27 protein-coding genes are annotated in these 26765 nt (G+C 68.6%); 9 read left to right on the top strand and 18 right to left on the bottom strand.

Annotated elements, in window-relative coordinates:
- Positions 1 to 17: 17 nt before the first annotated feature.
- From AC5DRG_RS31360 to AC5DRG_RS31345, 4 genes are read right to left on the bottom strand one after another with little or no spacing between them, the layout of a single operon-like run.
- Positions 18 to 1340 (bottom strand): NADH-quinone oxidoreductase subunit D, encoded by a 1323-nt coding sequence (locus AC5DRG_RS31360; protein ID WP_491802837.1) that lies wholly within the window; start codon positions 1338 to 1340, stop codon positions 18 to 20.
- On the bottom strand, positions 1337 to 2080 hold the full coding sequence (locus tag AC5DRG_RS31355; protein ID WP_491802835.1) for an NADH-quinone oxidoreductase subunit C: 744 nt from the start codon (positions 2078 to 2080) through the stop codon (positions 1337 to 1339). Before AC5DRG_RS31355 ends, AC5DRG_RS31360 begins: the two co-directional genes overlap by 4 nt.
- Entirely contained in the window at positions 2077 to 2631 is a 555-nt protein-coding gene (locus AC5DRG_RS31350; RefSeq protein WP_147995079.1) for a NuoB/complex I 20 kDa subunit family protein, read from the bottom strand. The genes AC5DRG_RS31355 and AC5DRG_RS31350 overlap by 4 nt, the downstream gene beginning before the upstream one ends.
- Positions 2632 to 2645: 14 nt before the next feature.
- Positions 2646 to 3005 carry an NADH-quinone oxidoreductase subunit A gene (locus AC5DRG_RS31345; RefSeq protein ID WP_007383963.1) on the bottom strand — a complete coding sequence of 120 codons (360 nt, stop codon included), beginning with the start codon at positions 3003 to 3005 and terminating at the stop codon, positions 2646 to 2648.
- Positions 3006 to 3718: 713 nt separating this feature from the next.
- On the opposite strand from AC5DRG_RS31345, the gene AC5DRG_RS31340 reads away from it, so the two are divergent.
- Complete coding sequence (locus AC5DRG_RS31340) at positions 3719 to 4537, top strand: C40 family peptidase (protein WP_491802834.1); 819 nt, start codon at positions 3719 to 3721, stop codon at positions 4535 to 4537.
- A gap of 108 nt (positions 4538 to 4645) precedes the next feature.
- Here the strand turns inward: AC5DRG_RS31340 and AC5DRG_RS31335 are convergent, their stop codons facing one another.
- The gene (locus AC5DRG_RS31335) at positions 4646 to 6478 is read right to left on the bottom strand and encodes a hydroxysqualene dehydroxylase (protein WP_491802833.1); all 1833 of its coding nucleotides are present in this window, start codon (positions 6476 to 6478) and stop codon (positions 4646 to 4648) included.
- Between the two features lie 113 nt (positions 6479 to 6591).
- The gene (locus AC5DRG_RS31330; protein ID WP_491802832.1) at positions 6592 to 7926 is read right to left on the bottom strand and encodes a geranylgeranyl reductase family protein; all 1335 of its coding nucleotides are present in this window, start codon (positions 7924 to 7926) and stop codon (positions 6592 to 6594) included.
- 48 nt (positions 7927 to 7974) lie between these two features.
- On the opposite strand from AC5DRG_RS31330, the gene AC5DRG_RS31325 reads away from it, so the two are divergent.
- Together AC5DRG_RS31325 and AC5DRG_RS31320 are read left to right on the top strand one after the other, a co-directional pair.
- Entirely contained in the window at positions 7975 to 8481 is a 507-nt protein-coding gene (locus tag AC5DRG_RS31325; RefSeq protein ID WP_491802830.1) for a GNAT family N-acetyltransferase, read from the top strand.
- Between the two features lie 120 nt (positions 8482 to 8601).
- Positions 8602 to 8913: a PASTA domain-containing protein gene (locus tag AC5DRG_RS31320; protein ID WP_491802829.1), complete on the top strand. Its 312-nt coding sequence runs from the start codon at positions 8602 to 8604 to the stop codon at positions 8911 to 8913.
- Positions 8914 to 8950: 37 nt separating this feature from the next.
- Here the strand turns inward: AC5DRG_RS31320 and AC5DRG_RS31315 are convergent, their stop codons facing one another.
- Genes AC5DRG_RS31315 through AC5DRG_RS31300 form a run of 4 tightly spaced genes read right to left on the bottom strand, consistent with a single transcriptional unit; the run spans position 8951 to position 13869 of the window.
- Entirely contained in the window at positions 8951 to 9646 is a 696-nt protein-coding gene (locus AC5DRG_RS31315) for a demethylmenaquinone methyltransferase (protein WP_491802828.1), read from the bottom strand.
- Between the two features lie 23 nt (positions 9647 to 9669).
- Positions 9670 to 11064 (bottom strand): acyltransferase family protein, encoded by a 1395-nt coding sequence (locus AC5DRG_RS31310; RefSeq protein ID WP_491802827.1) that lies wholly within the window; start codon positions 11062 to 11064, stop codon positions 9670 to 9672.
- A complete protein-coding gene (locus AC5DRG_RS31305) occupies positions 11064 to 13460 on the bottom strand; it encodes a bifunctional polysaccharide deacetylase/glycosyltransferase family 2 protein (protein ID WP_491802826.1) in 2397 nt (798 codons plus the stop codon). The genes AC5DRG_RS31310 and AC5DRG_RS31305 overlap by 1 nt, the downstream gene beginning before the upstream one ends.
- Before the next feature lie 19 nt (positions 13461 to 13479).
- Positions 13480 to 13869 carry a hypothetical protein gene (locus AC5DRG_RS31300; RefSeq protein ID WP_491802825.1) on the bottom strand — a complete coding sequence of 130 codons (390 nt, stop codon included), beginning with the start codon at positions 13867 to 13869 and terminating at the stop codon, positions 13480 to 13482.
- A 307-nt stretch (positions 13870 to 14176) separates the two neighbouring features.
- On the opposite strand from AC5DRG_RS31300, the gene AC5DRG_RS31295 reads away from it, so the two are divergent.
- Complete coding sequence (locus tag AC5DRG_RS31295; RefSeq protein WP_491802824.1) at positions 14177 to 15220, top strand: chitinase; 1044 nt, start codon at positions 14177 to 14179, stop codon at positions 15218 to 15220.
- 18 nt (positions 15221 to 15238) lie between these two features.
- Here the strand turns inward: AC5DRG_RS31295 and AC5DRG_RS31290 are convergent, their stop codons facing one another.
- From AC5DRG_RS31290 to AC5DRG_RS31275, 4 genes are all read right to left on the bottom strand, one after another.
- On the bottom strand, positions 15239 to 15703 hold the full coding sequence (locus tag AC5DRG_RS31290) for a hypothetical protein (RefSeq protein WP_491802823.1): 465 nt from the start codon (positions 15701 to 15703) through the stop codon (positions 15239 to 15241).
- 7 nt (positions 15704 to 15710) lie between these two features.
- Positions 15711 to 16910 carry a cyclic dehypoxanthinyl futalosine synthase gene (gene mqnC / locus AC5DRG_RS31285; RefSeq protein ID WP_491802821.1) on the bottom strand — a complete coding sequence of 400 codons (1200 nt, stop codon included), beginning with the start codon at positions 16908 to 16910 and terminating at the stop codon, positions 15711 to 15713.
- 122 nt (positions 16911 to 17032) lie between these two features.
- Positions 17033 to 17785, bottom strand: coding sequence for a prepilin peptidase (locus tag AC5DRG_RS31280; RefSeq protein WP_491813213.1), 753 nt, complete (start codon positions 17783 to 17785; stop codon positions 17033 to 17035).
- Positions 17782 to 18123: a VOC family protein gene (locus AC5DRG_RS31275; RefSeq protein ID WP_491802820.1), complete on the bottom strand. Its 342-nt coding sequence runs from the start codon at positions 18121 to 18123 to the stop codon at positions 17782 to 17784. Before AC5DRG_RS31275 ends, AC5DRG_RS31280 begins: the two co-directional genes overlap by 4 nt.
- A gap of 79 nt (positions 18124 to 18202) precedes the next feature.
- On the opposite strand from AC5DRG_RS31275, the gene AC5DRG_RS31270 reads away from it, so the two are divergent.
- Positions 18203 to 18865: a uridine kinase family protein gene (locus AC5DRG_RS31270; RefSeq protein ID WP_491802819.1), complete on the top strand. Its 663-nt coding sequence runs from the start codon at positions 18203 to 18205 to the stop codon at positions 18863 to 18865.
- Here AC5DRG_RS31270 and AC5DRG_RS31265 read toward each other — a convergent pair.
- The 3 genes from AC5DRG_RS31265 to AC5DRG_RS31255 all read right to left on the bottom strand — a co-directional run bounded on the left by AC5DRG_RS31265 (position 18862) and on the right by AC5DRG_RS31255 (position 23733).
- Positions 18862 to 20952, bottom strand: a complete 2091-nt coding sequence (locus tag AC5DRG_RS31265) for a sensor histidine kinase (RefSeq protein WP_491813212.1) — start codon at positions 20950 to 20952, stop codon at positions 18862 to 18864. The two genes, AC5DRG_RS31270 and AC5DRG_RS31265, sit on opposite strands and share 4 nt — an antisense overlap.
- A gap of 212 nt (positions 20953 to 21164) precedes the next feature.
- Positions 21165 to 22853 (bottom strand): serine/threonine-protein kinase, encoded by a 1689-nt coding sequence (locus AC5DRG_RS31260; RefSeq protein ID WP_491802818.1) that lies wholly within the window; start codon positions 22851 to 22853, stop codon positions 21165 to 21167.
- Positions 22854 to 22884: 31 nt separating this feature from the next.
- Entirely contained in the window at positions 22885 to 23733 is an 849-nt protein-coding gene (locus tag AC5DRG_RS31255) for a menaquinone biosynthetic enzyme MqnA/MqnD family protein (protein WP_491802817.1), read from the bottom strand.
- 306 nt (positions 23734 to 24039) lie between these two features.
- Here AC5DRG_RS31255 and AC5DRG_RS31250 point away from each other — a divergent pair, with 306 nt between their 5' ends.
- The gene (locus AC5DRG_RS31250; protein WP_037627265.1) at positions 24040 to 24243 is read left to right on the top strand and encodes a cold-shock protein; all 204 of its coding nucleotides are present in this window, start codon (positions 24040 to 24042) and stop codon (positions 24241 to 24243) included.
- A gap of 107 nt (positions 24244 to 24350) precedes the next feature.
- Here the strand turns inward: AC5DRG_RS31250 and AC5DRG_RS31245 are convergent, their stop codons facing one another.
- Positions 24351 to 24920 (bottom strand): helix-turn-helix domain-containing protein, encoded by a 570-nt coding sequence (locus tag AC5DRG_RS31245; protein WP_491802815.1) that lies wholly within the window; start codon positions 24918 to 24920, stop codon positions 24351 to 24353.
- Positions 24921 to 24991: 71 nt separating this feature from the next.
- Here AC5DRG_RS31245 and AC5DRG_RS31240 point away from each other — a divergent pair, with 71 nt between their 5' ends.
- The 3 genes from AC5DRG_RS31240 to AC5DRG_RS31230 are packed head-to-tail and all read left to right on the top strand — an operon-like array spanning position 24992 to position 26692.
- The gene (locus tag AC5DRG_RS31240; RefSeq protein ID WP_491802814.1) at positions 24992 to 25690 is read left to right on the top strand and encodes an AzlC family ABC transporter permease; all 699 of its coding nucleotides are present in this window, start codon (positions 24992 to 24994) and stop codon (positions 25688 to 25690) included.
- Entirely contained in the window at positions 25687 to 26001 is a 315-nt protein-coding gene (locus AC5DRG_RS31235) for an AzlD domain-containing protein (protein ID WP_491802813.1), read from the top strand. The genes AC5DRG_RS31240 and AC5DRG_RS31235 overlap by 4 nt, the downstream gene beginning before the upstream one ends.
- Before the next feature lie 49 nt (positions 26002 to 26050).
- Entirely contained in the window at positions 26051 to 26692 is a 642-nt protein-coding gene (locus AC5DRG_RS31230) for a class I SAM-dependent methyltransferase (protein ID WP_491802812.1), read from the top strand.
- Positions 26693 to 26765 lie beyond the last annotated feature (73 nt).

The following is a 26765-nucleotide window of genomic DNA, read 5'->3' as shown; positions in this document are numbered from 1 at the left end:
GCCCTCGGGGGTGGTGGTCACCGGTCGACGCCTCCCATCACGGGGTCGATGGACGCGACGGCGACGATGACGTCGGCGACCTGGCCGCCCTCGCACATCGCCGCCATGGCCTGCAGGTTGGTGAAGGACGGGTCCCGGAAGTGGACCCGGTAGGGGCGGGTGCCTCCGTCGGACACGGCGTGCACCCCGAGTTCGCCCTTGGGTGACTCGACCGCCGCGTACGCCTGTCCCGGCGGGACGCGGAAGCCCTCGGTCACCAGCTTGAAGTGGTGGATCAGGGCCTCCATGGAGGTGCCCATGATCTTCTTGATGTGGTCCAGGGAGTTGCCCAGGCCGTCCGGTCCCAGGGCCAGCTGGGCCGGCCAGGCGATCTTCTTGTCGGCGACCATGACCGGCCCGGGCTGCAGCCGGTCCAGACACTGCTCGACGATCCTGAGCGACTGCCGCATCTCCTCCAGGCGGATCAGGAAGCGGCCGTAGGAGTCACAGGAGTCGGCGGTGGGGACGTCGAAGTCGAAGTTCTCGTAGCCGCAGTAGGGCTGCGCCTTGCGCAGGTCGTGCGGGAGGCCGGTGGAGCGCAGGATCGGGCCGGTGGCGCCGAGGGCCATGCAGCCGGCCAGGTCGAGGTAACCGACGTCCTGCATACGGGCCTTGAAGATGGGGTTCCCGGTGGCGAGCTTGTCGTACTCGGGAAGGTTCTTCCGCATCTTCTTCACGAACTCGCGGATCTGGTCCACCGCGCCGGGCGGCAGGTCCTGGGCGAGTCCGCCGGGGCGGATGTACGCGTGGTTCATCCGCAGGCCCGTGATGAGCTCGTAGATATCGAGAATCATTTCACGATCACGGAATCCGTAGATCATGATCGTGGTGGCGCCGAGCTCCATGCCGCCGGTGGCGATGCACACCAGGTGGGAGGAGAGCCGGTTGAGCTCCATCAGGAGCACACGGATGAGGGTGGCCCGGTCGGGGATCTGGTCCTCGATGCCGAGGAGCTTCTCGACGGCGAGACAGTAGGCGGTCTCGTTGAAGAAGGACGTCAGGTAGTCCATGCGTGTGACGAAGGTGGTGCCCTGCGTCCACGTGCGGAACTCGAGGTTCTTCTCGATGCCGGTGTGGAGATAGCCGATGCCGCAGCGGGCCTCGGTGACCGTCTCGCCCTCGATCTCCAGGATCAGGCGGAGCACGCCGTGGGTGGACGGGTGCTGGGGGCCCATGTTGACGACGATGCGCTCGTCGTCGGCACGGGCCGCGGACTGGACGACCTCGTCCCAGTCGCCGCCGGTGACCGTATATACAGTGCCCTCGGTCGTTTCACGGGCGGATGCTGACTGCGTGCTCATGAGTACGACCTCCGCTGGTCCGGAGCCGGGATCTGGGCGCCCTTGTACTCGACGGGGATGCCGCCGAGCGGATAGTCCTTGCGCTGCGGGTGGCCCGGCCAGTCGTCCGGCATCATGATCCGCGTCAGGGCCGGGTGGCCGTCGAAGACGATGCCGAAGAAGTCGTACGTCTCGCGCTCGTGCCAGTCGTTCGTCGGATAGACGGAGACCAGGGACGGGATGTGCGGGTCGGCGTCCGGGGCGCTGACTTCGAGGCGGATCAGCCGGTTGTGGGTGATCGAGCGCAGGTGGTAGACGGCGTGCAGCTCGCGGCCCTTGTCCTGCAGGTAGTGGACGCCGCTGACCCCGGTGCAGAGTTCGAAGCGCAGGGCCGGGTCGTCGCGCAGGGTGCGGGCGACGCGGAGCAGGTGCTCGCGTTCGATGTGGAAGGTGAGCTCGTCGCGGTCGACGATCGTCTTCTCGATCGCGTTCTCGGGCAGCAGGCCCTGTTCCTCCAGGGCGCCTTCCAGCTCGTCGGCGACCTCGTCGTACCAGCCGCCGTAGGGCCTGCTCGCCGGTCCCGGGAGGCGGACCGAGCGGACCAGGCCGCCGTAGCCGGAGGTGTCGCCGCCGTTGTTGGCACCGAACATGCCGCGCTGGACGCGGATCTCCTCACCGCCCTCGCCGCGCTGTCCGGGGAGGTTGGAGGTACCCAGGTCCTTCTCCGGGTTGACTCCGTTGGTGCCGTTCGCGTCACTCACTGCAGCAGCCCCTTCATCTCGATCGTGGGGAGTGCCTTGAGAGCCGCTTCCTCCGCCTCGCGGGCCGCCTCCTCGGCGTTCACGCCGAGCTTGGAGGTCTGGATCTTCTGATGGAGCTTGAGAATCGCGTCCAACAGCATCTCGGGCCGCGGCGGGCAGCCGGGCAGATAGATGTCGACCGGGACGATGTGGTCGACGCCCTGCACGATCGCGTAGTTGTTGAACATGCCGCCCGACGAGGCGCAGACCCCCATGGAGATCACCCACTTGGGATTCGGCATCTGGTCGTAGACCTGCCGCAGCACGGGCGCCATCTTCTGGCTCACCCGGCCGGCGACGATCATCAGGTCCGCCTGGCGGGGAGATCCGCGGAAGACCTCCATGCCGAAGCGCGCCAGGTCGTAGCGGCCCGCGCCGGTGGTCATCATCTCGATGGCGCAGCAGGCGAGGCCGAACGTGGCGGGGAAGACGGACGCCTTGCGCACCCAGCCCGCGGCCTGCTCGACGGTGGTCAGCAGGAAGCCGCTCGGCAGCTTTTCTTCGAGTCCCATGAGTTAAAGGCCTCTCAGTCCCATTCCAGGCCGCCGCGCCGCCATACGTACGCGTAGGCGACGAAGACGGTGAGCACGAAGAGCAACATCTCCACGAGCCCGAAAACACCCAGGGCGTCGAAGGTGACGGCCCAGGGGTAGAGGAAGACGATCTCGATGTCGAAGACGATGAAGAGCATCGCCGTCAGGTAGTACTTGATGGGGAAGCGCCCGCCGCCGGCCGGCGTAGGGGTCGGCTCGATCCCGCACTCGTAGGCCTCGAGCTTGGCCCGGTTGTATCGCTTCGGACCGATCAGCGTGGCCATGACCACGGAGAAGATCGCAAAGCCTGCCCCGAGGGCTCCCAGTACGAGGATGGGCGCATACGCGTTCACCGCTCCTCGCTCCTCTCAGTCGGCACTGACTGCTGGCGATGGCATCGGACTTCACACCCGTCTCATCCGCCCCACGAACTCCATTCGTCCCGACGAAGATCGCGAACATGTGAAGCAGGTCACAAGCCCAACTGCCTCGCATCTTATGCCCGCCGCTCTGTGATCTGCGACACGGGGTATTACACAAGCTTTGTGATCTCCACCACCTGACGATGGATCATGAAGTCGGACGAGCGGTGATCTTCACACGAGAAGCGTCCGAGTGATCACCAGAGGTGACATTTCCGCTCGTTGCTGCGGGTTTCGGGAGGAGTCTCAATATCAAGAGAGTTCCTCTGCATGCAAATTGGTGCTGGACTCGGCGCCTTGATAGTGAGCCGCATTCACACATGAGGGGGACCCGCGCGGCGGGATGTGGACGCGTGCGCGCGTTCACGAGCGAGTCAGGTCGGATCTACGCGCGTGACGCCACCCTCGCGGTGACCGTTCCGTGACCTGCACCACACCGTGAGAGCCGGATGAGAACGGGGCTTGGCCACCCAGCTCAACAGGTGGTAGGCGTCAGACAATTCGGACGTAACGACGAAAGGTCATGATCACAGGCTTGATCCGCCAGGTCCGCTATGTCCGTTACGGCGTCAATAAAGAGTGACGGGTGAGGAATTCGGGGTGCCGGTTGAACAATTGTGGCGCAGCACACGTTTCTTGAAGGTATGGAGGAGCCCCTGATACCGGTTGTTCTCATGCCCCACACCGCTCACATACGCAGCCACCGGAAGCCCCGCCGCAGCGCGTCGAAAATCGCGATGCGGGCAGGAGTTGCCGGTGGCGTTCTCAGCACCATGGCAGTGGCTGCCGCGTCGGGTTCGGCGAGCGCTGCCGAGACGACGCAGACGCTCGAACTGCCCGCCCTCACGGCCGACCTGGCCGCCCAGGTAGCACAGTCCGCGGACGCCACCCAGCTGGCCGCGGCGCAGTACGAGCTCCAGGCCGAGCGCGACGCGGCCGCCGCCGACGCCGCCCAGCAGGCCAAGAAGAACCTCGCCGAGGCCAAGGCGAAGGCCGAGGCCACGAGGAAGGCCGAAGCGGCCCGCAAGGCAGCCGCCGCTGCCGCCTCCCGGTCCGCCGAGCGGACCACTCTCACGTCCACCAGCACGACCGCGTCCGCGCCGGCCAGCGGCAGCGTCGCGACGGTCATCGCCTTCCTCAAGGCGCAGGTGGGCGACGCCTACATCAGCGGAGGCACCGGCCCCAACGCGTGGGACTGCTCCGGTCTCGTCCAGGCCGCGTTCAAGCAGGTCGGCGTCGACCTGCCGCGCGTCTCGCAGGACCAGTCGACGGCCGGTACGCCGGTCTCCCTCTCCAACGTCCAGGTCGGCGACATCCTGTACTGGGGCTCCGCGGGCTCGGCGTACCACGTGGGCGTGTACATCGGGGACGGCCAGTACCTCGACGCGGCGAACCCCTCCAAGGGCGTCGTCATCCAGGACCTCTCCGGGTACCCGGCGACGGGCGCGGTGCGCGTGCTCTGACGAGCGACGCGCGCTGTAGCGCCGTAAGGAGTGAAGGGCCGCAGCCGCTCGGGGGCAGCGGCCCTTCCCCCTACCCGGTCATGACGCACCCAGTCATGCTGTACCCAGTCATCCCAGGTCGAAGGTGTTGGGCAGGCCCAGGCGGTAGCGGAGTTCGTCGACGCGTTTCAGCGGTTCCATCTCCGAGGGCCGGTACAGCTCCTGGATCCCACAGCGCTCGGCGCCCGAATTGTCCGCGTCCAGCAGGGCGTTGACGGCGCGGCGGGCGGACTCGTTGGCGCCCTCCATGGTCGCCAGGTCCACGTCGGTGCGGACGTAGTCGCCGGCGAGGAAGAAGTTCGGCACCTTCGTGGCGGCCGAGGGGCGGTTGTAGAGCGTGCCCGTCGGGTGGATCAGGAGTTGCTCGCGGTTCTGCGGGTCGGGGCCGCCGAGGCCCGTCACCGCCGGGTCCATGAACCAGCCGAGGCGGTCGTCGTCCGTGAGCGTCGTCTTGGCGGAGTCGTTGAGGCCGTCCTTCAGCTGGGCCCACAACTCGGCCACGATCTCGTCCTTGGTGCACTCACGGGCCGTCTTGCCGTACAGGATCCCGGGCTTGTCCCACTCCGAGATGATCGTCGACAGACAGTCGTGGGCGGCGCCGTCGCCGTAGTCCGCCGAAAAGTCCCGTACGTCCCAGAACTGCGCCTGTCCGATGCCGGTCACGGACCACGGTGAGTCGAGGCAGTTGATGTGGCCGTGCACGACGGGTGTGGGCGTGCGCAGATAGAACATCACGCCGACCATCCAGTCCGTCTGGAGCGCGTCGCACCTGGCGAGCTGCGGGTCGGCCGCGCGCAGGGCGGATCCCCAGGTGCGGCGGGCGTGTTCGACGGGCAGGGCGGAGACGTAGTGGTCGGCGGTGACGGTGCGCTCCTGGCCGCCCTCGCGGGCCGAGACCCGTACGCCGGTCACCCGGCCGCCCTCGTAGAGGACCTCCTGGACCCGGGTGCCGAGGACGAACTCGACGCCGAGGGAGCGCAGGTGCGTCTCCCAGGGGTCGATCCACGCCTCGCTCGTGGGGGCGTTGAGGACGCGGTCGACGTCGGCGTCGCCGTCCATGCCGCGGCCGAGCAGGCCCCACAGCAGCAGGGCCTCGATGATGACGCGGCCGACGGTCCGGGTCGAGGCGACCTCCGCGCGCGTGGCGACGAGGTTGCGGGTCTGTCCGATGCCGAGGAGCGTCTGGTACTCCTCACTCATCTCCTCGGCACGGATGAAGTCCCACCAGGAGACCTTCTCCCACTGGTCCTCGCGGCGGGCGTCGCAGCTGGTGAGGTGGACCAGGAGCCGGTCGGCGAAGTAGGCGGCCTCGTGGGCGGGGAGGCGGGTGCCCAGGTCCAGGACGGACAGCAGCTGGTCGCGGATCCAGGACGGGGTGAGGTCTCCGGGGGCGGGCGGGGTGGTCAGGCGGCGGAGCGGGAAGTGGAGGTCGGGGCGGCCGCCGGAGCGGGCGAAGAGGGCCTCCGTGCCGCCGCGGAGGTTGCCGCGGACACCGTCGGCGTTTCCGGCGAAGGGGATGCGGCGCATGGTGTCGGGCAGGTTCCGGTAGAAGCCGGGGAAGAAGCGGAAGCCGTGTTCGGCGGGCAGGGGGTTGCGGCCGTCCGCGCCCGTGCCGGGAAAGTCCATCGAGCGGGCCTTGCCGCCCAGGACGTCGTAGTACTCGTAGACGGTCACCGCGTAGCCGCGCTCGGCGAGTTCGTGGGCGGCGCTGAGGCCGGAGACTCCGCCGCCGAGGACGGCGACGCGGGGGCCCGAGGGGGCCGCGGACGCGCTCCCGGCCGGCCATAAGGCGGTGGCGCCCACCGCTCCCCCGGCGGCGGCCAGGAAGCGTCTACGGGTGTGGCCGGACTGCTCGGTCCGCTCCTGTGGGTCCTGGGGGTGCTGCGGGTGTTCTGTTGTCATGACTACGGGAGGGTAGGGAGGGGCGGCGGAGGCCGGAACCCCGCTTCCCGGCCACCACAGCATCCTCACAACACACGCCCATGAGCACGGGCACGGTCACGGCCACGGGCCGCTTACGCCTTCGGGGCCACCTTGCTCAGGCCGTTGATGATGCGGTCCATCGCGTCGCCGCCCGTCGGGTCGGTCAGGTTCGCGAGCATCTTCAGCGTGAACTTCATCAGCAGCGGGTGGGTCAGGCCGCGTTGGGTCGCGATCTTCATGACCTGGGGATTGCCGATGAGCTTCACGAAGGCGCGGCCCAGTGTGTAGTAGCCGCCGTAGGTGTCCTTGAGGACGCGCGGGTAGCGCTGGAGGGCGATCTCTCGCTGGGCCGGCGTCGCGCGCGCGTGGGCCTGGACGATGACGTCGGCGGCGATCTGGCCGGACTCCATGGCGTAGGCGATGCCCTCGCCGTTGAAGGGGTTCACCAGGCCGCCCGCGTCGCCGACCAGCAGCAGGCCCTTCGTGTAGTGGGGCTGGCGGTTGAAGGCCATCGGGAGGGCCGCGCCGCGAATGGGGCCGGTCATGTTCTCCGGCGTGTAGCCCCAGTCCTCCGGCATCGACGCGCACCAGGCCTTCAGGACCTCGCGCCAGTCCAGTTCCTTGAAGGAGTCCGAGGTGTTCAGGACACCCAGGCCGACGTTGGACGTGCCGTCGCCCATGCCGAAGATCCAGCCGTAGCCGGGCAGGAGGCGGTCCTCGGGGCCGCGGCGGTCCCACAGTTCCAGCCAGGACTCCAAGTAGTCGTCCTCGTGGCGCGGGGAGGTGAAGTACGTGCGGACCGCGACGCCCATCGGGCGGTCCTCGCGGCGGTGCAGGCCCATCGCCAGGGACAGGCGCGTGGAGTTGCCGTCGGCGGCCACGACGAGCGGCGCGTGGAAGGTGACCTCCCGCTTGTCCTCGCCGAGTTTCGCGTGCACGCCCGTGATGCGGCCGGTGCGGTCGTCGATGATCGGGGCGCCGACGTTGCAGCGCTCGTGGAGGCGGGCGCCCGCCTTCTGGGCCTGGCGGGCGAGTTGCTCGTCGAAGTCGTCGCGCTTGCGGACGAGACCGTAGTCGGGGAAGGAGGCGAGTTCCGGCCAGTCCAGCTGGAGGCGGGAGCCGCCGCCGATGATCCGCAGGCCCTTGTTGCGGAGCCAGCCGGCCTCCTCGGAGATGTCGATGCCCATCGAGACGAGCTGCTTGGTGGCTCGCGGGGTCAGGCCGTCACCGCACACCTTCTCGCGCGGGAAGCTGGTCTTCTCCAGCAGCAGTACGTCGAGCCCGGCCTTCGCGAGGTAGTACGCGGTGGTGGAGCCTGCTGGCCCCGCGCCGACGACGATGACATCGGCGGTGTTTTCGGAGAGGGGCTCGGTCACGACGGGATCTCCCCAAGGTTCGGAAACTACGTGCCGACGGGCACTGGACATGGGCAGTCTATTCAGCGGTACTGATCACCCGGCTGAAGGGCTGCCCCAGTGAACCGAGCTCTCCCCATAGTCCGGCTGCGTGTTCCCACCGACGAGGACGCCGTCGCGTGGCACAGGGTCTTCGACGACCCGGACGTCATGGAGTTCCACGGCGGCCGGTCGGCCGAGCTGTCCGTCTACGAGGAGCTCACCGCCCGCCAGCGGCGGCACGACGCCGAGCACGGCTTCTGTCTGTGGACCATGCTCGACGAGTCCGGCCGGGTCATCGGCTTCACCGGTGCCCAGCCGTGGCCGGGCGAGTGGGGACCCAAGGGCGAGATCGAGATCGGCTGGCGGCTGGGGCGGGACTTCTGGGGCAGGGGATACGCCACGGCGGCCGCGCAGATGACGCTGGAGCGAGTGCGCTCGGCGGGCGTGCGGAGTGTGGTGGCGATGGTCCAGGCCGACAACACCCGCTCGATCGAGGTCACCAGGCGGCTGGGCATGCGTCTCACCGAGGTCTTCACGACGTCGGAGCCGAAGAGGCAAGGGAACTGCTACCGACTTGATCTGTAACGCACAGTAACTACCTGCTACAGAAAGACACTTGGCGCTTCCGGCAGGCGCGTGGCGGGGGTTACCCTGCCAGTACCGCTGGGGGTGACATCTGTGCGCATACCACCCAAAACACCCGAAGTGCGCGTACCACGGCTTGTCGGCCTGATGGCCATGGACGCGCGCCAGACGGCCGAGGCGCAAGGCGTGCTGCTCGCCGCGCCCGACCGGCCCGACTTCCATCTCGCCGTCGTGGACTACGTCGTACGGCAGTACCCGCCACCCGGGGCCGAGGTACCGCGCGGCGCCGTGATCACCGTGTGGTTCGACCTCGGCGAGGGGGAGGGCGGCGGAGGCGCGGGCGTGCGTGAGCCGCGCATTCCGAACCCACCCAGGGGCGGGCTGCAGCGTGAGCTCGACGAGCCGGGAGACGCCTTCGAAATGATCAGGTGATCAAGGAAGACCGAGGAAGACCGGTCGGCGAGATGCCTCAGGCCTGCTTGAAGCCCCGGTGCAGGGCCACGATTCCGCCGGACAGGTTCCGCCAGGCCACCTTCGACCAGCCGGCCTTGCACAGCCGCTCGGCCAGCGCGGGCTGGTCGGGCCATGCGCGGATGGACTCGGCGAGGTAGACGTACGCGTCGGGGTTCGAGGAGACCGCGCGGGCGACCGGGGGCAGGGCGCGCATCAGGTACTCGGTGTAGACCGTACGGAAGGGCGCCCAGGTCGGGTGCGAGAACTCGCAGATCACGACGCGGCCACCGGGCCTGGTCACCCGGTACATCTCGCGCAGGGCGGTGTCCGTGTCCTGGACGTTGCGCAGGCCGAAGGAGATCGTCACCGCGTCGAAGGTGTCGTCCTTGAAGGGCAGCTTCGTCGCGTCGCCGGCCGTGAACGGCAGCCAGGCGTTGCGCTTCTTGCCCACCTGGAGCATGCCGATGGAGAAGTCGCACGGGACGACGTACGCGCCCGTGCGGGCGAAGGGCAGCGACGAGGTCGCCGTACCGGCCGCGAGGTCCAGGATCTTCTGCGCGGGCCGGGCGTCGACCGCCCGAGCGACCTCCTTGCGCCAGCGCCGGTCCTGGCCGAGCGACAGCACGTCGTTCGTCAGGTCGTACCGTTCCGCCACGTCGTCGAACATCGAGGCGACTTCGTGCGGCTGCTTGTTCAGGGAAGCGCGGGTCACGGGCCCATTCTTGCAGCACACGTCTAGGGAAGAAGCCTCGGCTTCTTCTTGGCGGCCACGTCCTCCACCCAGCCGCACAGCAGGACGAAGACCGCGATCAGGATCCAGCCGATGCCGAACATGAACCACTGGCTCTCCAGTGGCAGCCACTTCTCGAAGGCCGGTACGTTCCAGAACTGGTCGATCAGCGGGACGGCGAGGATCAGGGCGATCTCGTGCCAGAGGTAGATCGTGACCGCGCGGGCGTTGAAGACCGTGACGAGCCGGTCGACGCGGCGGAATCGGGTCAGGCCGGCAAAGTCGATGTTGAAGTAGGACTTGGCCCACATCAGCAGCATCACGTAGCCGGCCGACCAGTACGTCTGGGCGAGCGGGTTCTCGTCCAGGTCGTAGGTGCCCGCCTCGGCCTGGTGCGTGAAGGCGTACCAGCCGCCGAAGGCGATCGCGGCGAGCGACAGGACGACCACCAGGAACGGCTTCATCTTCTGCAGCACACCGTCGCGGTGGGCGAAGCCGAGCACCCAGCAGAAGAGGTACGTCGACAGGTCCCACATCTCGTTGCCGAGCCGGTTGTCCGGTCCCGACCACACGTACTTCAGGATCACGATCGGCGCGAGGGTCAGCACCAGCACCGGGATCGGCGCCTTGCGGAAGATCCACAGCAGGGCCGGGGAGAGCAGGACGAACCAGAGGTACGTGCGCAGGTACCAGAGGATCTCCCAGGCCTGGACGCCCCACTGGTTGCCCGGCGGGTCGCCCAGCGGCACGACCCAGAAGACGATCTGCCAGCCCGGCATCCAGTCGTGGATCAGCATCGCGGTCACCACGAAGAAGCCCCAGAACCAGAACGGCGGCAGGAGCCGGCGCATCCGGCTCTTGACCACCTTGAACGCGGGGCGTTCCAGGGACTTCGCCATCAGCGTGCCGGCCAGCGCGAACATGATGCCCATGGACGGGAAGACCATGCCGCACCAGGCCCACCCGAAGGTGTGATAGGTGACGACGCGGACGAGGGCGACGGCACGCAGGGTGTCGAAGTAGCGGTCGCGACCCGCAGGTTGCGCCGGTGGCGGAGGCTTCTCCTCCTCCGCCCCGACAGCAGCCTCGGCCTCCGGCGCCACCACGGGCTCCGATTCCGGCCTCGGCTCTTCCATCACGGGCAGGGTGGCGGTCGATTCAGCCGCCTGGCCCTGCCCTTGCCCCTGCCCGTAGTCGACGTACTGCTGCGGATACGGCTGCTGTTGCTGCTGTTGTGGGTAGCCGTATCCATAGCCGTCGTGCCCTTGCTGCGGGTACCCCTGTTGCGGATAGCTCTGTTGCGGATAGCCCTGTTGCGGATAGCCCTGCTGGGGATACCCCTGTTGTTGCGGGTACCCCTGCTGCGGATATCCCTGTTGCTGCTCCGCGCCCCAGCTCATCAGCTGGCCCCCGCAGGAGTGCCGACCTCGCCGGTGCGCTTGAGCTTCTGCCAGCGCAGGCGGCCGCCGGTGAGGGCGGTGATGCAGGAGTGGATGAGGACGAGGTACATCATCTGGCGGTAGGCCAGTTGCTGCAGAGGCATCATCAGCAGGTACCGGTATTTCTCGCGGTCCAGACGGAAGGCGTACGCCGCGCAGAAGAGCTGGATCCCCAGCACCGCGAACCACGCGAGCAGGGCGGCCTGGAAGTCGACGAAGATCATCGAGTAGATGGTGAACACGTCGATGAGCGGGGCGAAGACCGGCGTGATGATCTGGAAGATCACGACCAGCGGCATGCCGATCCGGCCGAAGCGGCCCGAAGGACCCTTGTCCGTAAGGGACTTGCGGTGCTTCCACAGCGCCTGCATGGTGCCGTAGGACCAGCGGTAGCGCTGGGACCACAGCTGCTTGAGCGAACCGGGCGCCTCCGTCCAGGCGATGGCGTGCTCCTGGTAGACGACCCGCCAGCCACCGCGGTGCATCGCGATGGTGATGTCGGTGTCCTCGGCAAGGGTGTCCTCGCTCATGCCGCCGACCTCCAGGACCGCGTTGCGGCGGAACGCGCCGATGGCGCCCGGGATGGTGGGCATGCAGCGCAGCAGGTCGTACATACGGCGGTCGAGGTTGAAGCCCATCACGTACTCGATGTGCTGCCAGGCGCCGATGATCGTGTTGCGGTTGCCGACCTTGGCGTTGCCCGCGACCGCGCCGACCTCCGGATCGGCGAACGGCTGCACCAGCTGGTGCACGGCCTCCGGCTCGAAGACGGTGTCGCCGTCCATCATCACGACGATGTCGTAACGGGCGCTGCGCACACCGTTGTTGAGGGCGGCGGGCTTGCCCGCGTTCTCCTGGCGGATGACGCGGACGTTCGTCATGCCGAGCTCGTCGGCGGCGTTGCGGGCGATCTCGGACGTGCCGTCGGTCGAACCGTCGTCGACGACGATGATCTCGATCGGATGGGTGCTCTTCGCCAGCGACTTGAGGGTGTTGGCGATGCACTCCTTCTCGTTGTACGCCGGGACGATCACGCTCACCGGCTGGGTGACCGTCGGCCCCCAACTGAACCTGCGTTTGTTGCGTTTTCTGTAGTGGGCGCGCGCGAGGATCAGCATCATCCCGAACCGCCCCATGACGGCCACACCGACGACCAGCAACCCGACCGAGAGCGCCGGTACGGCCCACTCGGCGACCGTGACGGCGGCCAGGAGTGCCTTGCCCTCGTAGAGGGTGGCGCCGGTGGCGGTGCGGTGGGCGGCCTGGAGGGTCGAAGTGCCGCCCGCGCCCTGGCCGTTGGCGCCTTGACCGTTGGTGCCCTGGCCGCCCGCGCCCTGACCGTTCGGCTGGCCGCCGGGCTGCTGGCCGTCCGCGCCCGGCGCCGTGCTGGCACCGGCACTGGCGCCGGCACCCGCCTGCTGGTTGCCCGCCTGCTGGTTGCCCGCCTGCTGGTTGCCCGCCGACTGATTGCCCGCCTGCTGCTCCTCGATGACACCGCTGATGGTGGTGAAGGTGTAGCCCTTCGCCTTCATCTTCTCGATGTACTTCGGCAGCGCCTTGATCGTCTGATCGCGCACACCGCCCGCGTCGTGGAAGAGGACCGACGCGCCCTTGTTCTTGGACGGGGTGGCCCACTTGACGATCTTCGAGACGCCCGGCTGCTTCCAGTCGTCGCTGTCGGTGTCGACGAAGACGCTGGTGTAGCCCTCCTTGCCGAGCTTCTTGTAGACGGGCCAGCTGTAGTTGTCGATGGCGTCCGTCTCCGAGGAGTACGGGGCACGGAACAGCGTGGTCGTGATGCCGGCCGCACCCGCCAGCGCGAGCTGGGTCTGCTGCATCTCACGGTTGACGCGGGCGTCGCTCTGGTAGGAGAGGTCGACGTGCGTGAAGGTGTGGATGCCGATCTCGTTGCCCTGCTCGACCAGGTCCTTCACGATGCTCGGGTAGCGCGAGACCATCGAGCCGACCACGAAGAACGTCGCCGGGACGTCGTACTTCTCCAGGATGTCGAGGACCTTGGGCGTGTACGTGGGGTTCGGGCCGTCGTCGAAGGTGAGGGCGATGGTCTTCTTCGGCACGGACAGGGTGGTGGCCTGTCCGCCCCGGAAGGTGACGATCGGACCGCCGTCGATGATCTTGTCGGGAACCTTGCTGGCGCTGGCTCCGTCGCGCACCCGCTCATCGCCGCCGACCTCTGCGCGCAGATAGCCGTCGAGCAGCATCACGCTGGTCAGCCCGAGCAGGAGCAGCATGGCGAGGATGACGCGCGGCTTCTGCAGCGCCGCGGCCTTGCCTGCGGCCCGCTGCACCTTCGAGGGCGCTCGCCTGCGGCCGCGTGAGGACGTCGTCGTGGTCATAAGTGTGGCTGCGCTCCGGTCAGTTGGCGGCCGCGGTGGCGGTCGCGGTCGGGACAGAGCTGGGCGGGGTGCCGGTCGGGGCGCCACTCGGGGCGCCCGTGGGGACGAAACCGCCCTGCGGCTGAAGGTTGCCGCCGGGTCCCGTGGTGCCGCCGGGGGCGGCCTGGTTGCCGCCGAAGGGCAGCAGTGAGGACGGCGTCAGCGAGGTGCCCCAGCCCATGAAGGCCATGCCGAGTACGACCGCGTACCCGAGGCAGCCGACACCCAGAAGGATGCCGAACCGGCGCAACAGCTTCGCCCGGCGTCCGGAGTTGTCAACGAACACGGGACCGTCTTCGGACCCGTTGCCGCTCTTACGGCGGCGACCGCCCTCGGCGGCTCGGTTTTCGATGGCAGGCTCGGAATGCATTCCCCAGACATTAGGCAGTCTTTATGTGTCTGAATCCCGGAAATCCATGTGAGACGCCCATGAGAAACACCTTAACCTGTCTCTTTCCTGAGAGATTCCATGAACGCATGCGCAATCCAGGCGCGAGAGAAAGGAGTTGAATGCACCATTAGCCCGCCCGAATCGCCCGGTTCATGCGCCCAAAACCATGCATACCCTGTGCCGGCACTGTCCTCATGAAGCTCAGGATCGTGTGAGACATTTCCACGTGAGAAACACACTTTGTTTCCATCCTGAGACAGAAATCACGAGAGCGGGTGCATACGCAATGAGGCGTTTCCTGAGGCCGGCCGCCGGGCTCACCTGCCTGTTTGCCCTGGCCACCGCGGGGTGCTCCTCGGGCTCGGACGACTCCTCGGACCAGTCGTCCTCGACTCCCTCGCAGACGGAGGCCGCCCCGTCCGAGTCGTCCACCGAGTCCACGTCGTCGAGCACGTCGTACGCCCCCTACGTGAGCGCGACCGAGGCCGCGGACATGGACTCGTCGGGCTCTCCCACGACGTACAACCTGGCGTTCGTGATCTCCGACAGCAGCGACTGCACACCGGAGTGGAACGGCACGCACACCATCGACGATACGACCGTGAAGTCCCGTATCTCCGCGCTCAAGGAGTCGGGCGCGACCGTGCGCGTCTCCTTCGGCGGGGCGTCCGGCAAGGAGCTGGCGGAGACGTGTGACAGCGCGTCCGAGCTCGCGGCGGCGTACGGCGAGGCGCTCGACGCCGCCGACTCCTCCCAGGCCGACTTCGACATCGAGGGCGACACCCTGACCGACTCCGACTCGGTCGACCTGCGCTCGGAGGCGATCGCGTTGCTCCAGGAGGAACGGAGTGACCTGGCCGTCTCCTTCACGCTGCCGGTGATGCCGTCGGGGCTCGACGACGACAGCCTCGCGCTGCTGGAGTCCGCCAACGACAACGCCGTACAGGTCTCCACGATCAACCTCATGACCATGAACTACGGCGAGTCCTACGACGACGACATGGGCGACTACGCGATCACCGCGGCGAAGGCCGCGCACACGCAGCTGATGGACGTCTTCGGGACGTCCGACGCCGTGGCGTGGCAGGGCATGGCCCTCACCTCGATGATCGGCACCAACGACGTCGACGGCGAGACGTTCACGCTCTCCGACGCCGCTCAGGTGCGGACGTTCGCGGAGGAGAAGGAGATCGCCTGGGTGTCGATGTGGTCGACCTTCCGCGACCAGCAGTGCGAGGAGGGCAACTCCGACGAGGACGACGCGCTGACCAACTGCAGTGGGGTGGAGCAGAGTTCGGGGGCGTTCGCGGAGGCGTTCTCCGAGAACTAGGCCTGATCCGCCGGCCGGCTAACGCCTGCGGTACACCAGCCGGCCCGCCAACACCGTCGCGATGCACTCCCCGGTCTCGTCGAGGACGGCGAGGTCGGCGCGGCCGGCGTGGATGAAGCCGTACCGGCGGCGGACGGGCATGGTCGGCGGCACCACGATGATGTCGTTCCGGGCGGCCGCGGCCCGCAGTTCGGGGGTGTCGACGTGCTCCTCGAAGACGGCCGTCGCCCCCAGTTTCAGCACCGCGTGCATGCGCTCCCGCGGTGTCGGCGCGTCCGGGAGCGGGCCCTGATGGAGGAAGGCGGGGCCCAGGACGCCGGGCCAGCGCCGCACCCTGGCGTCCGGAAACTGTTCCTGGACCTCGGCCAGCGTCCCCATGCCGACGACCCGGTTGGACTCCACGGCGACGGCGCCGCCCCGCACCGGCTCCGAGCCGTCGTCCCACCCGTACCGCAGCTCGTCGGCGGCGTGAATCGTCCGCACAGGGACGTCAGTTGGACGCGAGGAGCTTCAGCTCCGGGTGAGCCGTGCCGCCCGCGATCGCCGTGGACGAGATGTGGGACATGACCCGCTCGTCGACGGGGTCGTTCGCCGGGTCGTCGTGGACGACGATGTGCTCGTACGTCGTGGTCCGCTGGGCCGGGACCCGCCCCGCCTTGCGGATGAGGTCGATGATCTCCATGCGGTTGGAGCGGTGCTTGGCGCCCGCGCTGGAGACGACGTTCTCCTCCAGCATGATCGAGCCGAGGTCGTCCGCGCCGTAGTGCATGGACAGTTGGCCGACCTCCTTGCCGGTGGTCAGCCAGGAGCCCTGGATGTGCTGGATGTTGTCCATGAACAGCCGGGCGATCGCGATCATCCGCAGGTACTCGAAGAGCGTGGCCTGCGTGCGGCCCTTCAGGTGGTTGTTCTCGGGCTGGTAGGTGTACGGGATGAAGGCCCGGAAGCCACCGGTGCGGTCCTGTACGTCACGGATCATCCGCAGGTGCTCGATGCGCTCGGCGTTGGTCTCGCCGGTGCCCATGAGCATGGTCGACGTGGACTCGACGCCGAGGTTGTGCGCGGTCTCCATGATCTCCAGCCAGCGCTCGCCGGACTCCTTGAGCGGCGCGATGGCCTTGCGCGGCCGCGCGGGGAGCAGCTCGGCGCCGGCGCCGGCGAAGGAGTCGAGGCCGGCGGCGTGGATCCGCGTGATGGCCTCTTCCACCGACACCTTGCTGATCCGGGCCATGTGCTCGACCTCGGACGCGCCCAGCGAGTGGATGACGAGCTGTGGGAAGGCGGACTTGATGGCGGAGAAGTGCTTCTCGTAGTACTCGACGCCGTAGTCCGGGTGGTGGCCGCCCTGGAACATGATCTGCGTACCGCCGAGCTCGACGGTCTCCGCGCACCGGCGCAGGATGTCGTCCAGGTCGCGGGTCCAGCCCTTGTCCGTGTCCTTGGGCGCCGCGTAGAAGGCGCAGAACCTGCACGCCGTGACGCACACGTTCGTGTAGTTGATGTTGCGCTCGATGATGTACGTCGCGATGTGCTCGATCCCGGCGTACTTCCGGCGTCGCACGGCGTCGGCGGCGGCGCCCAGCGCGTGCAGCGGGGCGTCACGGTAGAGGTCGAGCGCCTCCTCCGGGGTGATACGTCCACCGTCGGCGGCACGGTCGAGGACGGACTGAAGGTCGGCCTTCTCGGTCACCGGGAGCGTCCCTTTCGTCAAGGAATCAAAAGGAGTGCGCGTAGCGCTCGAAATAAGGGTGGTGGTGGGAGACGGGTGGGCGGACGCAGCCAGCCTACGCCAGCCCTGTGACAAGCCCGACGTCAGGCGGCATACGCCCCGATCAGCAGCCCCAGAAAGGCCCCCGCGATCAGGAACGGCCCGAACGGGATCGTCGCCTTGCGCTCCGCCCGCCGCGCGACGACGAGGGCACCGCCGTACAGGGCCCCGGACAGGAACCCGGCGAAGGTGCCGAGCAGCAGGGTCGCCCAGCCGTACCAACCCAGAACGGCGCCCGCCCCGAGCGCCAGCTTCACATCGCCGAAGCCCATGCCGCCGGGGTTGATGAGGAACAGCACGAAGTAGCCGCCGCCGAGCGCGAGCGCGCCGAGCAGCGCGGTCGTCCAGTTCCCGGCGTGCTCGGGCACCAGCGCGACCAGCCCGAGCAGCACGAGCGCGGCGGCCGCGAGCGGCAGGGTCAGCGCATCGGGCAACCGCTGCACCCGCAGGTCGACGACGGCGAGCAGCACACCGACGGGCGCGAGCAACAGCCAGACGGCCAGCTCGGGCCGGGTGTCGGTGGCGGCGGCGAGAGCGGCGCAGAGGAGGGCGGTGACGGTGGCGAGGACGGGGGCGCTGGGCCCGTACGACTTCTCCTCTACGACTTCTACGTCCCCTACGGCTGTGCAGTCCCCGCACCGACCGGGCCCGATCCACCCCCGGATCGGATGCCCGCCGGGGCACTGGTCCCGCCAGTCCTCACCGGAGGGTACGGAGAACCGGTAGGCCGCGCGGGGAAGGAGCGTCGCTGTCGCCGCACCCCACAGCGCGGCGGCGATCACGAGGAGGCCGGTCAGAGCGGACCACCGCCGAACCCGATCTCGTTCCCGTCCGGATCGTGGTACGTGATCTTCCGGACGCCGTTGGAGTAGGTCTCGCGCTGCGTGGGCTTCAGGCCGCGGTCGGCGATCGCGGCGACACGGTCATCGAGATCGTCGACGAAGAGGGTGTGCAGGGCGTTCCCCGCCCGCCCCGGCCGGTGCTCGATGTACACATACCGATGCTCCGCGATCTCCCACACGGCCTCCGTGTCGTTCGGAAAGAACGCCGGCGACGAGCCGAACAGCCGCTCGTACCAGGCCAGCGCGGCCGCGTAGTCGTTGACCGGAATGCCCGCGAAGAGGTCGACACCCATGCCGCCAGACTAGGCCAGGTCGCACCAGACGTACTTCCCAACTCGACGCCTTTCGAACGCTCTTCCGTAAAGTGGATCGATGCGTCTGCATCCAGGTGAGACCGAAGCCGTCGGCTGGCGGGTGGTGCCCCTGCTCCAAGCCGTCCGGCAGCTACGCGATGCGTCACCCGGCGTCACCGGACGTCCGCGGGTGATCGCGATCGACGGTCGGGGCGGCGCCGGCAAGACGAGCCTGGCCGAGCGGCTGCGCAAGGCGGTGCCCGGCTCCGCCATCGTGCACACCGACGACATCGCCTGGAACCACGCCTGCTTCGACTGGGGCGCCATGCTCGTCGAGCACATCCTGCAGCCCCTGCGGCGGGGTGAGGCCGTCGATTTCCGCCCCGATGCCTGGATCAGCCACGGCCGGCCCGGATCGATCACCGTCCCCGCCGGTGCCGGCTTCATCTGGGTCGAGGGCACGGGCGTCATCCGCGAGGAGCTCGCCCCGTGGTTGGACGCCTCGGTGTGGATGCAGAGTGACCTCGACGAGCAGGAGCGCCTGCTGGCCGCCCGCGACGGTGGCTCCCCCGAGCAACTGGCGCACGTGGCGAACTGGCTGCTGGAGGAACTGCCGTTCATGTCACGAGAACAGCCGTGGACCCGAGCCACCATGATCGTCGCCGGCCCTCCGCGGATCGCCCACGACCCGGACACCGAGTTGGTCGTCGCCCCGGCGAGCGCTCAAGGGCGTGCAGGCTAGCGTGGGAAGGACCGGCCCCTCGGATCCCTCGGCGGCTCGTCCCAGGACTCGTGACGGCCAAGGGCGTTCTCCGTGTACGACTCCGTGGTGGCCGCGGCGAGTGCGGCGAAGTGCTGCTGGGCCTCGTCCAGAGTGCCGACGGATTCGATGGGGTCGTCGAAGGTCGGCATCTCCGTCGCTCCCTGGATGATCGTGTGGGGCAGCATGGCCAGCGACGTGGTGCCCGTCTGCTCGCGCGACGGACGCAACTGGACGCGGATGCCGTGCCGGTCGGCGAGCTGGCCGACCACGAACAGGCCCATGTTCCGGGAGATGTTGGCGTCCACGGTGGGCGGGTTGGCCAGCTTGTGGTTGATGGCGGCGAAGTCGTCGGTGGTCAGACCGATGCCCTTGTCGTGGATCTCGATCATGATCCGGCCGTCGGGCAGACAGGCCGCGGTGACACGGACCTTGGTCTGCGGCGAGGAGAACGCGGTGGCGTTCTCCAGGAGTTCGGCCAGCATGTGCGCGAGGTCGCTGACGGCACGGCCGTGGATCTCGGCCTCGGGGATGCCGTCCAGCTCGATGCGCTCGTACTGCTCGACCTCGGAGGACGCGGCTCGCAGCACGTCGACCAGCGGAAGCGGCCGCACCCACGGCTGGTGGGCCTCCACACCGGCGAGGACCAGGAGGTTCTCGCCGTTGCGGCGCATACGGGTCGCGAGGTGGTCGAGGCGGAAGAGGTTCTGCAGTTGGTCCGGGTCGGCCTCGTTGTTCTCCAGGTCGGTGATCAGGGTCAACTGGCCCTCGATCAGGGCCTGGTTGCGGCGCGACAGGTTGGTGAAGATCGTGTTGATGTTGCCCCGCAGCAGAGCCTGCTCGGCGGCCAGCCGGACCGCCTCGCGGTGAACCTGGTCGAAGGCGCGGGCGACCTCGCCGATCTCGTCCCTGGTGTTGACCGGAATCGGTTCGATACGCGTGTCGACCCGGCCGGGATCGGAACGGGAGAGCTGGGCGAGCAGCGCCGGCAGCCGCTGCCCCGAGATCTGGAACGCCGAGGTGCGCAGCACCCGCATCCGGGTGCTCATCGAACGGGCCACGGCGGCGGCGACGATGAGCGCGGCGAGGACGGCGACCAGGACGACAGCGGCGATGACGATGGCGTCACGGCGCGCGTCGTCGGCGATGTCCCTGGCATTGGCGAGCGCGGTGTCGGTGAGGTAGACCTCGACGTCGCGATACGCGTTGAAGCCGAGGGTGGACGCGGCGAAGAACGACTCGGTCGTGATGCCCTCGGCGGCGAGTTCCGTGGCCGACTTCCCCGAGGCGATCTCACTGATCATCGTCGTCATGGTCGGCGGAGCCACGAAGGTCTCCCCGGCCGCCTCGGCCTGTGCGGCGGCCTCGGCGATCTGCCGTTCTCCCTCGGTCTGCGCCGCGGCCAGCGCCTTCTGCAGTTGGGCCGTGTCCTCGGCGGTGGCGGCACCGGCGAACTCCTGGAGCGCGACCTGGAGGAGATAGGCGTACGAGGCGAAGGAGGCGAGCTGGGTCTGGAGTTCACCGGCCGCGAGGGTGCTGCGGTCCTCGGTCAGGACGTGCGTTCCGATGGCCCGGGTCAGGGACTCACAGGCCTGGGTGAGGGAGATGGCGTACAGCGCCCGGCCGAAGCTGGCCTGGTTGCTGCTGCCGTAGCCGAGTTCGTTCGCGATCTCCATCAACGGGTGCTGGACCAGGTGGTACTTCTCCTCGGTCTGCACACCGGGAAGCTTGTCGGTGAACGCGTCGGCGCGCAGGCCGGCCAGCTGCTTCTCGCCGCTCTGGACCACCGCGACCCTCCTGAGCAGGCGCGCGCTCTGCGGCATGCGCTCCACCGCCTTGTCGAAGGCCGCCATGTCCTGGTCTGTGATCTCGCGGGCCTTGGCGATGACGCTGGAGGAGGTGTCTCCCTGAAGCAGAGGAACGACCGACAGATCCCGTTCGTTGATCGCGTCGCTGGCGAACTTGTTGGCGGCCTGCACCAGTTCGGCCACCCGGACCGCGTCGTCCGCGTCCCGCCAGGTGTCCGCGGCAGCCTTCACCCGGAAGCCGCCGAACACCAGCGTGACCATGACGGGAATGAGCAGAATGGCGCGCAGCCGCCGGGCCACCCGCCAGTTGCTGGTCAAGGACGTCAGCCGCGCTTTCCTCACTCGACAACCGCTTTCTCGACGCCGACAGATTCATTCGTGTAACCGCTTCTTAGCAGTACGCAGTCATCGGCGCCCATTACTCAACGGAAGTCCTCCGAAACCAACAGGTTCGCCACTCGCCATGGGCGGCGCTACTTGATCTTCGACAGCCGAGCCGTGGGACGCCCCGAAGCCTCGCTGTCCGACTCGTAGTTGAGGTCGTCGCCGACCCGCGTGATGAGAACGGTCGCGGCAGCCTGACTGCACCCGCTGTGGTTCGACTCGGCACCCACGGACGTCGCGACGAGCTGCTTCTCGGTCACCTTCTTCAGAGTCAGTACGTCGAGACAGACGGCGCCGATCTGATCCGTCTGCCGCATCCTGCCCAACTCCTCCCCCACGACCGCCTGTTGGACAGTGAGCCGGAACGTCCCCATGGGCAGGGCACCGTCGAGCCCGAGGGCCTGTCCTTCCCAGGTGCCGAGGTAGGCGGCGGGCACGTTGCCCGACTGGCTACCGGACTGCTGGCTGCTGGGCGGTTGGGAGTAGGCATAGGAAGGGCCGGAGTCACTCGAAGTGTCGTCACCCCCGCCGCCCGGCAACAGGTCGAACACGAACACCGACCCGACCGTCACCGCCGCCAACGCCCCCGCGACCGCAAGGGCCACCGTGCAGCTCAACTTCCGCCCCCGCCCACCGTCCCCCGGCACCGTGGTGGCCGCCACGGAGACGGAAACCTTGCCGGGCGCCGACGTAGGCACGGGCACGGCATCACGCGGCTCGGGCACGGAAACAGAAGGGGAAACGGAAGGCGGCGTAGGAGCCATGCGCGGAGACGGCGACGGCACGGGAGCCATGACGGGCGGCGGCCCGAACTCCCCCACCTCCCCCACCGAAGGACTGCTGAACCCCACGGGCCCGGACGGCGGCGGCATCTCCCCCGTCGCCTCAAGATTCAGTAGCTGTACGGCACTTCGGCTGACCTGCTCGACCAGCGCCCCCGGCAGCCACCCGCCCGCGACCAGCCGGGCCGCGCCCTCCGGAGCCAACCGCCGGGCCACCTCACCGGGCGCCGGCCGCCCACCCGGATCCTTGGCGAGGCACTCCTCGACCAGCTCCCGCAACTCGCCGCCCAGGGAGTCGAGTTCGGGCTGTTCGTGCACGACCTTGTAGAGCAGGGCCGCCGAGGAGTCCCCGCGGAACGGCGGTGCGCCGGTCGCCGCGTACGCCAGCACGGCCCCCAGCGAGAAGACGTCGGCCGCTCCCGTGACCGACTTGCCGAGGATCTGCTCAGGGGACATGTAACCGGGCGAGCCGATCGAGACGCCGGTGGAGGTCAGGGACGCGGTACCGTCCGTGGCGCGCGCGATGCCGAAGTCGATCAACAAGGGCCCGTCGAGGGTGAGAAGCACGTTGGACGGCTTCACGTCCCGGTGGACGAGCCCCAGTTCGTGCACCGCCTCCAGCGCCTCACCCAGACCCGCACCCAACACCCGTACGGAATGGGCGGGCAGCGGACCCATGCCGCTGGTGACCGCTGCCGTGAGCGAGGGGCCGGCGGCGTACGCGGTGGCGACCCACGGGACCGCCGCCTCCGGGTCCGCGTCCAGCACCGGCGCGGTCCAGGCGCCGCCCACCCGCCGCGCGGCCTCGACCTCGCGGCGGAAGCGGGCGCGGAACTCCTCGTCGAGGGCGAAGTGCGGGTGCACGATCTTGACCGCGACCGTGCGGCCGCCGGCGTTGCGGCCCAGGTAGACGCGGCCCATGCCGCCGGAGCCGAGCCGGCCGAGCAGCCGGTAGGGCCCGATGGTGGTGGGCTCGTCGACTCCGAGCGACTGCATGCTGGCCTCCCCCATAAGGTTCAGATGCAGGTTAGGGCTGGAGCAGTTCCACCTTCACGTCCCTGGCGAAACCCGTCGTCGACCCCACCCTCCGCGCGAACTCCGCGACCGCCGCCAACTGCGCGGCCCCGAAACGGAAGTCGAGCGTGGTGAAGTACCGCTCCAGGACCTCCTCGTCGAAGGCCTCCCAGCGGGCCGCCTGTTCGGCGACCTTGCTCACCTCCTCCAAGGAGAGGTTGCGGGAGGCGAGGAAGGCCTCGTGGACCTTGCGGGTGATGACCGGCTCGCGCTCCAGGTAGTCGCGCCGGGCCGCCCACACCGCGAAAACGAAGGGCAGGCCGGTCCACTCCTTCCAGAGCGCGCCGAGGTCGTGCACGGTGAGGCCGAAGCGCGGGCCGTCCAGCAGGTTGGCGCGCAGCGCGGCGTCTCCGATGAGCACCGCCGCCTCCGCCTCCTGCATCATCAGGCTGAGGTCCGGCGGGCATGTGTAGTAGTCGGGCTGGACGCCGTAACGGTCGGCGAGCAGCAGCTGGGCGAGCCGGACGGAGGTGCGCGAGGTCGAGCCGAGGGCGACCCGGCGCCCGTCCAGCTGGTCCAGGGGGACCTGCGAGACGATCACGCAGGACATCACCGGGCCGTCGCACCCCACCGCGATGTCGGGGAAGGCGACCAGGTCGTCCGCGTTCTTGAGGAACTCGACGAGGGTGATGGGCCCTATGTCGAGGTCTCCCTGCACCAGCTTCTCGCTGAGCTTCTCCGGGGTGTCCTTCGTGAGCTCGAAGTCGAGGAGCGTGCCCGTTCTCGCGAGCCCCCAGTACAGGGGCAGGCAGTTCAGGAACTGGATGTGGCCGACGCGCGGCCGGGTGCGAGAATTGTCCACATCGCGACACTAGACCCCATGAGGTACGGTGCAGGCTCCGGGTGGCCCCTCTGGTCCCCGCCGGCCCGTCAACCTCTGACGCGGGTCCTCAAACGTCCGAGTGACGTGATCTTGGCCCCTATTGCTTTCCCCTGCCCGCATGCTAGGCTCGCCGCAAGTTGCAGTTTGGTTTCCCTTGCAGTACAGAGCCTGCGGAGCATGTAACCGCAGGCTCTAGTCGTTTTCAGACGTATGCAGTTGTTGGGACTTTGTTTTCACACTTGCAGGTTCTGGAGCAGGGCAACCCTTTGGGCCCAAGGAGGGCTTATGGCTACCGGAACCGTGAAGTGGTTCAACGCCGAAAAGGGCTTTGGCTTCATCGCCCAGGAGGGCGGCGGCCCCGACGTCTTCGTCCACTACTCCGCGATCAACGCGAACGGCTTCCGTTCGCTCGAGGAGAACCAGTCGGTTTCCTTCGACGTGACCCAGGGCCCGAAGGGCCCGCAGGCGGAGAACGTCACGCCGCTCTAAGTCTTCGGCTCACTTGAGTCCGATGCTTTGATCCGGAACTGAGAGCAGTACCCAAGGAGCCCCTAGCCGCAAGGCAAAGGGGCTCCTGCCTTTTACTCCCGACCCGTTCACGCATGCTGCATGACGAGCACGAACATGGTCCCGGGCACGAGCGCCTCGTACGCGTGCGGCACATCCCCGCGATACGACATGTAATCCCCGGGCCCGAGCTCGACGCCCTCCCCCGCCGGCCCAGCCTTGACGCGCCCCGAGCTCACGACCAGATGCTCCACGGTCCCCGGAATATGCGGTTCCGAATCCCGCACGGTCCCGGGCTCCAGCCACACGTAATAGATGTCGCGCCGCGCCCCCGGCGGGCTGGCGGAGAGCAGCGTGGCGGTATAGCTGGACTGGTCGGAGTGAACGGTGGGCCCCTCCCCCGCCCGAATCACCTGCACCGCAGGCGCCGGCGGTTCCACCAGCGCACTGAACGGCACCCCGAGCGCCACGGCCAACGCCCAGATCGTCTCCATACTCGGATTCCCACTGGCCGCCTCCAACTGGGAGAGCGTGGACTTCGCGATCCCGGCCCGCTTGGCGAGCTCGGAGAGGGAGAGCCCGGCACGGGTGCGTTCACGACGCAGACACGCGGCGATCCAGTCGAGGGGCAGGCGGGACGGGGTCGGCGTATCGGCCATGATGACGTTCGCTCCATCGGTACGATCGTTCGCCTTGACGAACAGAACAACTATTGTCCACTATAGAAAACATGCGTTCGGCACAGCGAACAGAAAAAGCTGGAGGAGTGGACCGGGAACTACTCCGGGACGTGGCACTGGTCTGCGCGGCCGGCGGCATCGTAGGTGTCTCGTTCGGCGCGATCGCGGTGGCCGGCGGCCTGCCGGCCTGGGTCCCGGTACTCATGTCACTGATCGTGTACGCGGGCTCGGCCCAATTCAGCGCGGTGGGCGTCCTGCTGGCAGGCGGCGGCCCACTCGCCGCCGCAGCCACCGGCCTCCTCCTCAACACCCGCACAGCCGCCTTCAGCCTCGCCGTCGCCGATGTCCTCGACCGAGGCCGCCTGACCCGCTTCCTAGGCGCCCACCTCGTGACCGATGAGACGGTGGCCTTCACGCTCACACAAACGGATCCGCTACGACGCCGGGTGGCGTTCTGGGTCTCGGGGCTCGGCCTGTTCGCCGTGTGGAACGCGGGTGTCCTGGTCGGAGCGCTCGCCGGGGGCACATTGGGCGACACCGCCCGGTACGGCCTGGACGCCGCCTTCCCCGCCGTACTCATGGCTCTGGTGCTGCCCGTCCTGCGCGAGAACGCGGCCGTACGACGATCCGCGCTACCCGGCGCCGCACTGGCACTGGCGGCGACGCCTGCCGTACCGGCCGGAGTGCCGGTACTGCTGGCACTGGCGGGGCTAGGTCTCTACGGCCGACGGAAGAAGCCGGCGACGTGAGCGCGACGGTCGCCATGATCCTGGCGCTGGCGGTGGGGACGTACGCCTTCCGACTGGCTGGCCCGATGCTGCACGGCTGGGTGGAACTCCCGCCCAGCCTCCAGGAGTTGCTGTCCGCCGGTGCGGTGGTGCTGCTGGTCGCGCTGCTGGCGACGGGGGCGTTGACCGAGGGCGGCGGGTTCGCGGGGTGGGCGCGACCGGGTGGGGTGCTGGTGGGAGGCGTACTGGCGTGGCGGCGGGCGCCGTTCGCGGTAGTGGTGCTGGGGGCGGCGGGGGCGACGGCGGGGCTGCGGGCGGCGGGGGTGGCGTGAGACGGCTGCTCGGGTCGGTTGTCAGTGGGGGCGGTTAGGGTCCCTGGCCATGACCGACACCCCTTCATTTGTGACGACCACCCGGACCTTCTACGACGCCATCGCCGAGGACTACGCCGAACGGTTCCAGGGCATTTTGGCGGCGACGCCCCTGGACCGAGCGGTGATGAACGCGTACGCCGAACTCGTCGGGGAGGGCGGGGCAGTGGCCGACCTCGGGTGCGGGCCCGGGCGGGTGACCGCGTACCTCGCCTCCCTCGGCCTGTCCGTGTTCGGGCTCGACCTGTCGGAGTCGATGCTCGCGGTCGCCCGGCGCGAGCATCCGGAACTGCGGTTCGAGCAGGGTTCGATGCTGGAGCTGGACCTGCCGGACGGCGGGCTCGCGGGTGTCGTGTCCTGGTACTCGACCATCCACACCCCTGTGGACAAACTCCCTTCCCTCTTCGCGGAGTTCGGACGGGTGCTCGCACCGGGCGGGCACCTGCTCCTCGGCTTCCAGGTCGGCGACGAGCCCAAGCACCACGACCGTCCCTGGGGCCACCCGGTGTCGCTGGACTTCGAGCGCCGACGCCCGGAGCAGATCACCGGTCTGCTGGAGACGGCCGGGTTCGCGCTCGTCTCGCGAACGGAACGCGAACCCGCCCCCAACGAGACAAGCCCGCAGGCGTCCTTGATCGCCCGCAAGCTCTAACCAGCCGCGGCGGCAGCGCCCCGCAAGGGGCGCGGGGAACTGCGCGACCAGCCACGACGGCGCCGCACCCGAT

It is taken from the genome of Streptomyces sp. JLBG701 (assembly GCF_058544905.1).
The sequence above is the reverse complement of the archived record's forward strand: the minus strand, read 5'-3'. Positions and strand labels throughout refer to the sequence as shown.

Bases quoted from the DNA above. Each gene is read 5' to 3' on its own strand.
- AC5DRG_RS31360 (WP_491802837.1), bottom strand. From the start codon at position 1,340: ATGAGCACGCAGTCAGCATCCGCCCGTGAAACGACCGAGGGCACTGTA.
- AC5DRG_RS31350 (WP_147995079.1), bottom strand. From the start codon at position 2,631: ATGGGACTCGAAGAAAAGCTGCCGAGCGGCTTCCTGCTGACCACCGTC.
- AC5DRG_RS31340 (WP_491802834.1), top strand. From the start codon at position 3,719: ATGGAGGAGCCCCTGATACCGGTTGTTCTCATGCCCCACACCGCTCAC.
- AC5DRG_RS31335 (WP_491802833.1), bottom strand. From the start codon at position 6,478: ATGACAACAGAACACCCGCAGCACCCCCAGGACCCACAGGAGCGGACC.
- AC5DRG_RS31330 (WP_491802832.1), bottom strand. From the start codon at position 7,926: ATGTCCAGTGCCCGTCGGCACGTAGTTTCCGAACCTTGGGGAGATCCC.
- AC5DRG_RS31310 (WP_491802827.1), bottom strand. From the start codon at position 11,064: ATGAGCTGGGGCGCGGAGCAGCAACAGGGATATCCGCAGCAGGGGTAC.
- AC5DRG_RS31305 (WP_491802826.1), bottom strand. From the start codon at position 13,460: ATGACCACGACGACGTCCTCACGCGGCCGCAGGCGAGCGCCCTCGAAG.
- AC5DRG_RS31300 (WP_491802825.1), bottom strand. From the start codon at position 13,869: ATGCATTCCGAGCCTGCCATCGAAAACCGAGCCGCCGAGGGCGGTCGC.
- AC5DRG_RS31295 (WP_491802824.1), top strand. From the start codon at position 14,177: ATGAGGCGTTTCCTGAGGCCGGCCGCCGGGCTCACCTGCCTGTTTGCC.
- AC5DRG_RS31275 (WP_491802820.1), bottom strand. From the start codon at position 18,123: ATGGGTGTCGACCTCTTCGCGGGCATTCCGGTCAACGACTACGCGGCC.
- AC5DRG_RS31270 (WP_491802819.1), top strand. From the start codon at position 18,203: ATGCGTCTGCATCCAGGTGAGACCGAAGCCGTCGGCTGGCGGGTGGTG.
- AC5DRG_RS31265 (WP_491813212.1), bottom strand. From the start codon at position 20,952: ATGGTCACGCTGGTGTTCGGCGGCTTCCGGGTGAAGGCTGCCGCGGAC.
- AC5DRG_RS31260 (WP_491802818.1), bottom strand. From the start codon at position 22,853: ATGCAGTCGCTCGGAGTCGACGAGCCCACCACCATCGGGCCCTACCGG.
- AC5DRG_RS31250 (WP_037627265.1), top strand. From the start codon at position 24,040: ATGGCTACCGGAACCGTGAAGTGGTTCAACGCCGAAAAGGGCTTTGGC.
- AC5DRG_RS31245 (WP_491802815.1), bottom strand. From the start codon at position 24,920: ATGGCCGATACGCCGACCCCGTCCCGCCTGCCCCTCGACTGGATCGCC.
- AC5DRG_RS31240 (WP_491802814.1), top strand. From the start codon at position 24,992: ATGCGTTCGGCACAGCGAACAGAAAAAGCTGGAGGAGTGGACCGGGAA.
- AC5DRG_RS31230 (WP_491802812.1), top strand. From the start codon at position 26,051: ATGACCGACACCCCTTCATTTGTGACGACCACCCGGACCTTCTACGAC.